This is a genomic window from Actinomycetota bacterium (assembly GCA_035536535.1).
In the GTDB taxonomy this organism is placed as follows: Bacteria; Actinomycetota; JAICYB01; order JAICYB01; family JAICYB01; genus DATLNZ01.
The window spans coordinates 1-5,938 of record DATLNZ010000148.1 but is presented as its reverse complement, the minus strand read 5'-3'; the positions used below and the strand labels follow the sequence as shown (position 1 = coordinate 5,938).

General features: G+C 67.7%; 7 protein-coding genes and 1 pseudogene. 1 reads left to right on the top strand and 7 read right to left on the bottom strand.

Annotated features, from left to right (window positions below):
• The 4 genes from VNE62_09905 to prcB all read right to left on the bottom strand — a co-directional run.
• On the bottom strand, positions 1 to 1,007 hold a 1,007-nt coding region (locus VNE62_09905; GenBank protein HVE92592.1), incomplete at its 3' end, for a DUF3866 family protein.
• Positions 1,007 to 2,362 carry a Pup--protein ligase gene (pafA, locus tag VNE62_09900; GenBank protein ID HVE92591.1) on the bottom strand — a complete coding sequence of 452 codons (1,356 nt, stop codon included), beginning with the start codon at positions 2,360 to 2,362 and terminating at the stop codon, positions 1,007 to 1,009. The genes pafA and VNE62_09905, both read right to left, overlap by 1 nt.
• 88 nt (positions 2,363 to 2,450) lie before the next feature.
• Entirely contained in the window at positions 2,451 to 3,125 is a 675-nt protein-coding gene (prcA, locus tag VNE62_09895) for a proteasome subunit alpha (GenBank protein HVE92590.1), read from the bottom strand.
• Positions 3,126 to 3,127: 2 nt separating this feature from the next.
• The gene (gene prcB, locus VNE62_09890) at positions 3,128 to 3,976 is read right to left on the bottom strand and encodes a proteasome subunit beta (protein ID HVE92589.1); all 849 of its coding nucleotides are present in this window, start codon (positions 3,974 to 3,976) and stop codon (positions 3,128 to 3,130) included.
• Between the two features lie 121 nt (positions 3,977 to 4,097).
• Between prcB and VNE62_09885 the strand changes: the two genes are divergently transcribed.
• The gene (locus tag VNE62_09885; protein ID HVE92588.1) at positions 4,098 to 4,370 is read left to right on the top strand and encodes a hypothetical protein; all 273 of its coding nucleotides are present in this window, start codon (positions 4,098 to 4,100) and stop codon (positions 4,368 to 4,370) included.
• A gap of 49 nt (positions 4,371 to 4,419) precedes the next feature.
• Here the strand turns inward: VNE62_09885 and VNE62_09880 are convergent, their stop codons facing one another.
• From VNE62_09880 to VNE62_09870, 3 genes and pseudogenes are all read right to left on the bottom strand, one after another.
• A complete protein-coding gene (locus VNE62_09880) occupies positions 4,420 to 5,274 on the bottom strand; it encodes an alpha/beta fold hydrolase (protein ID HVE92587.1) in 855 nt (284 codons plus the stop codon).
• Between the two features lie 304 nt (positions 5,275 to 5,578).
• Positions 5,579 to 5,707 (bottom strand): annotated as a pseudogene (locus VNE62_09875) (phosphoribosylaminoimidazolesuccinocarboxamide synthase).
• Positions 5,708 to 5,791: 84 nt separating this feature from the next.
• Positions 5,792 to 5,938, bottom strand: a 147-nt coding sequence (locus tag VNE62_09870; protein HVE92586.1) for an aminopeptidase, incomplete at its 5' end; no start/stop codon positions are given.

Here is a 5,938-nt window from a genome sequence, read left to right as displayed (position 1 = left end):
AAGAACAGAGGGTCCTGCGGGGGAGTGCGTCCCATGTGCGACGCCTCCAGCCCCTGCCCGGCCGCCTGGTCCAGAAGCGGACGGACCGGCGCCGTGTCCACCTCGACCACCTGGAACCGGTGAAGCATGGAACGCACCTCGGCTCCCGCCTCACCGGGCACCGGCACCTGGACACCCTCAGGGTCCACCAGACCCAGAGCGGTGACGGCGTGGTGGCTCAACCCCCGGTGCCGCTCACGGGGATCGCCGGACGACATCCGAACCGCGACGACGGGCAGGCCTCCCACAGCCTTTGCGGCCATGACGATCGTCGCCAGCTCCAGCGCGCTGGTGCCGAAGCGGGTGGACGTCCCCACCACTCCCGGGCCCATACCGGCGACCACCACGTCCGCACCAAGGACACGCTTGGCGGCCAGCACCCCCGACGGAACGCCAACTGCCTCGAGATCCCCGCCGAACGCATGTCCCGCTGTGACGACTCCGCACAGCCACTCGAGCTCCCGCATGCGCCGGACGACCTTCGACAGGGCCGCGGGCAAAGCGGCGCCGTCGGTCATCACGTAGGCGACCCGCGCAGTGGGAATCCGGTGCCTGATGGCGGCGACGACCGGCAACAGCTGTGAGTGAAGAGAGGCCGCGACAACCGGCGTCAGGTCGAGCGACCCGGGTGAGTCCATCAACACGTGGTCGGGTGACTCCGGGGCCTCCACCGCCAGCACGTCGCACTGCGCCGGCGTGTACCGCAGCTTCATGATGTGGCCCCCGGACAGGGAGTCATAGGACTCAGCGGCCAGGTTCCAGACGACAAAGTCGGCTCCCCCGGTCCCGAGGTCGAGGTCGACGGCGGTTGTGTTCAGCACCACGCGGTCCCCCACCACCGCGGGGGCCGCGTGCGAGGGGTAAAGGATCGCGGTGCGCAGTTGATCCCCGACGAGCACCCGCAACGTCTGCAGGCCCGGGTGGTGCTCGAGGACCTCCTGGACGGTGCCGGTCCGGAAGCTCGGCACTACATCGACGCGATCAGCTTGTCCACGCGCTCGTCAACGGACCGGAAGGGGTCCTTGCAGAGCACCGTGCGCTGCGCCTGGTCGTTGAGCTTCAGGTGCACCCAGTCCACGGTGAAGTCGCGGCGGCGCGCCTTGGCCTCCCGGATGAACCTCGCCCTCAGCAGCGCGCGCGTCGTCTGCGGCGGGTTCGTACGGGCCTCGTCCACCTGCTCGTCGGTAACCATGCGGTCCGAGTGGCCTCCACGCTCGAGCAGGTAGTACAGCCCGCGCTCCCGATGGACGTCGTGGTAGGCGAGGTCAAGCAGCGCGACGCGCGGGTGGCCCAGGGGAAGGCCGTGACGGTCTCGGTAACCCTGGATCAGCTTGTGCTTCATGACCCAGTCCAGCTCCCGGTCCAGGGACATGGGATCCGACTCGAGTCCGAGCAGGACGTGCTCCCACAGCTTCAGTCCGGTCTTGAGCGTGTCATCCAGGTCGCGCCGCTCCGCGTAGCGCTGCGCCTTCTCGAAGTACTCCCACTGGACCTGCACCGCGGTCAGCTCCCGTCCGTTGGCCAGCCGGACTTTGCGCTTGCACGTCACGTCGTGGGAGATCTCCCGGATCGCCCGGATCGGGTTCTCGAAGGTCATGTCGCGGAACACGACGCTGTCCTCCACCATGCGCAGCAGGATGGCGGTGGTGGCGACCTTCAGATAAGAGGCCACCTCACTCATGTTCGAATCGCCCACGATCACGTGCAGCCGGCGGAACTTCTCGGCGTCGGCGTGGGGCTCATCGCGCGTGTTGATGATGGGACGGGACCTCGTCGTGGCAGAGGACACGCCCTCCCAGATGTGCTCGGCCCGCTGGGACAAGCAGTAAATGGCGCCCCGGGACGTGTGCAGGACCTTGCCTGCGCCCGCGAACGCCTGGCGCGAGACGAGGTACGGGATCAGGACGTCGGCGAAGCGCTGGAACTCGCCGTAACGGGAAACCAGGTAGTTCTCGTGGCAGCCGTAGGAGTTGCCTGCCGAGTCGGTGTTGTTTTTGAACAGGTAGACGTCGCCGGCTATCCCTTCGTCCTTCAGCCGGTGCTGCGCCGATGTCAGCAGGCTCTCCAGGATCCGCTCTCCCGCCTTGTCGTGGGCGATGAGGTCCAGAATCGAGTCGCACTCGGGAGTCGCGTACTCAGGGTGGGAGCCGACGTCCAGGTAAAGGCGCGCGCCGTTTTCCAGGAACACGTTGGACGAGCGGCCCCACGCGACGACCTTGCGGAACAGGTAGCGGGCGACCTCGTCGGGGCTCAGCCGGCGCTGGCCCCGGAACGTGCAGGTGACGCCGTACTCCGACTCGAGGCCGAAGATCCGCTTCTCCATCGATTGAGTCTAAGGTCGGCCGGCATCCAGGACCCCGAACCTGGGACCCCGCAGACTCAGCCCGGGAGCCGGCCGCCGCCGTGCCTGCTCAGGCCGTCAGATCGGCCGCGGACAAACGACGGAACTTGCGCCGCGCCATCGTGCGATCGAGCACCGCGGCCTCGACGGTCTCCGAAGGGATGTCGTGTCCCTCCACCGTCTGAAGGGCGGCAAGCCCCGTCCGGACGGCCGCGGACAGGTCCGGCGTCGGCTCGTAGGTGCGGGACAGCTCCTCGGTCAGCTCATCGGACTTGCCCCCAAGGGCCACGTACCCGGTGGCGTCGGCCATGATCCCGTCGTACATAACGTGATACAGCTCGGCCGGACGTCCGTCCTCGTTGACCTGCGCGAGCAGGATCTCGACCTCGAACGGCTTGATCGCCTCCGTGAAGATCTGCCCGAGCCACTGGGAGTACTGGCTCGCCAGGGATCGCGCGCTCACGTCCTCCCGGGAGTACGAGAAGCCTTTGAGGTCCGCCTGTCTGATGCCGGCGATGCGAAGGTTCTCGTACTCGTTGTACTTGCCGACCCCCGCGAAGGCTATGCGGTCGTAGATCTCGGAGATCTTGTGCAGCGTCGACGACGGGTTCTCGGCCAGGAACAGAACGCCGTCGGAGTACTCCATCGCCACCAGAGGCTTGCCCCGCGCGATGCCCTTGCGCGCGTAGTCGGCCTTGTCGCGCATCACCTGCTCGGGCGATGCGTACATGAACGAACCGGGCATGCTCACTCCTCCGCCGACATGGGCTTGGTGGTCCCGGCGCGGCGCTGGTAGGCGGCGGAGCGGCGGTCGAGGACCTCCGTGGCCACGCGCCGGACCTCGGCCTCCGGAACCTCCCGGACCCCCTGCGCGTCGATGACGAACACCGTCGGGTAGATGCCGTGGACCGGGTCCGGACCCGCGGTGCCGACGTCCTCCTCGGCGGCATCGGCCAGGGCCTCAAGCGACATGCGCACGCCGGCGTCGCCGTCGATGTCGTCCGACGCGTGGTACAGCTTCTTGAGGGTCCCCTTCGCCTCGCTGCCCCCGGACCCGGTCGCGTGATAGTCGGTCTCCTCGTACAGCCCGCCGGTCACGTCGTAGCGGAAGATGCGCCCGCCGCCGGTCCGCACGTCATAGCCCGCGAACAGCGGCAGCACGACCAGTCCCTGCATCGCCGCCGGAAGGTTGGCGCGGATGAGGCGGCCGAGGTGGTTCGCCCGGCCGGTGAGCGACAGAGGCTCGCCCTCCACCTTCTCGTAGTACTCGAGCTCGGTCTGGAACAGGCGCACCATCTCCATCGACGGCCCTGCCACGCCGGAGATCGCCACCGCCGAGTGGGAGTCGGTCGGGAACACCTTTTCGATGTCGCGGTGCGCGATGGAAAAGCCCTCGGTCGCCCGCCGGTCGCCGGCGATCACCACCCCGGACGAGTACCGCAGCGCGAGGATCGTCGTGGCGAAGGTCATCCCGGTCCCCTGCCCCTCCAGGCGCGGAAGGAGGTCCGGACGCTCGGCCCGCAGGAAGTCCGTGAAGCTCTCGGGCAGGCGTCCGGGCTGGAGGCCGAGCAGGGACGCCGGGGGCCGGTCGGTCATCGTCCGACCCTAACGCACGGACCTCACGACCGGTCCTCAGAGCCGATCAGGACTCCCTGACGGTTGACAGGTATTCCTGACTTCCGTAAGGTCGTCCTTACGCACACCAGGGGGGCAGGACATGACGAGAAGCTCGTCCAGCAGGTCAGAGTACAGGCACGACGAACCGCCGGGCTCACCGCTGCACGTCAGCGTCACCCTCGGCATCTCCGGCAACGTCGAGGACGACCCCCTGGCCGTTATCCGCGGGATCAACGAGGGCATCAAGTCGATGGAGAGCCCGCTGAGAGAGGCGGTTCACCTGGCCCGTAGCCAACGCCGGACATGGGAGGAGATCGGCGCGGCGCTGGGCATCACCCGCCAGTCAGCCTGGGAGCGTTTCTCCGTCGACTAAGGCGCGGGGTCGCGCCGCCCCAATCCACCGCGACACTCCGGACGCGCCCTCAGCTCCCTCTGCGGCTGAGCGGCGGGGCGCAGTCGACGGTCCGGCTCTCGTCGGCAGGTCCAGCGCGCTCCAGTGCGTTCACGACCCAGTCCCGCACGAGCGGATCCAGCGCCAGAGTCACGTGATCGACGAAGTGGTCCGGACATGCGTCCTGCAGAAGGATGTTGGCCACCTCTGGCCCCTCCGGCAGGTACTGACTCTCCAGCGGCAAGGCGACTCCGTCGTAAGCCGTGATGATCGAGGTGTAGGAGGCCGAGCCGGGCGTGAGGTCCGGCCCGTCGTTGAGTCCCAGCATGTAGTCGGAGCCACGCGCCTGGTCGAAGCAGGCGTGGCACTCGGTATTGAAAAGAGCATCCACCTGGTCGCCCGGCGGCTCGGTGTAGTAACCGGTGTGCGACGTGCCCATGGCGACGACGTCCTCGACCATGGTCAGACCGCCGCCCCGCTTGACGTAGTCGCGCGCAACGACGCCGCCCAGGGAGTGACCGAACAATGAGACCTTGGGCGCCCCCGTTTCCCGCTTCACCTCTTCGACGCGGGCAGCGAGAGCGGCGACCGAATCCGGGACGGGAACCTGTCCCCTGTCGGGAAAGTCGAGGCTGTACACGCAAAAGCCCATGGCCGCCAGCTCAGGACCCAGGTAGGACCAATTGATAGTCCGGTCGGACCTTGTGCCGTGCAGCAGGATGAGCGGAACGGGCCGATCCGCGCTTGGCTCACAGGGCACGTCCACTCCGGGAGCGGACAACCCGGCGCTCGGCAGATGTGGACGCTCTGGCACCTGGGCCGACACCGGCCGTGACGCGGTCGGTCCAGCCCACGCCAAACTCATCGCCAGAAGCGCAATCGCCATCCGCGCTCGCCCGAGCGCCCCACCTGAACGATCCACGACTACCCCCCGATTGACGAAGCCTGACCCGTGCCTGGAAGCATTCGCCGGCGTCAGCCGGGATCCTGCCTGCTGGGCCCGAGTGTGCCTGTGGACTTCGCCACAGACTCGCGCGACCTACGACACGATGTAGTGCTTGAGGAACGTGTAGTCGGTGGAGCAGCAGTCGTTGTCCACCATGCGTTCCTGGGCAGCGATCCGGGCGCCGAGTGGACCAAGTGGCTGCACTAGAGCGGCACCCCCAAGCACCGGTCGTGCTCGGAGCCGTTCAGGACGATTCCTTGAGGTGCTCGTCGAAGGAGCGTCCAGTGATCCGCTCGTACGCTTCGACGTATCGAGAGCGCGTGCCTTCCACCACGTCCTGTGGGAGCTCGGGGCCGGGGTGGGTCTTGTCCCAGTTCACCCATGCCCGCAGTCTGCGGGATGACGCTACGAGAGGGTCAAGGGGGGTCCGGCAGAGCCGTTCGCGGCGGTCAGACGGTCAGACGTCGAACGCCCACTCGCCGAACCGCATCACGGCCTCGGCGCTGCCGGACGCGGTGATGCCGTCGATGTCCATGTCGTCGCTGCCGATCATGAAGTCCACGTGCGTGAGGCTGTCGTTTCCGCCCCCGGCCATAAATTCCTC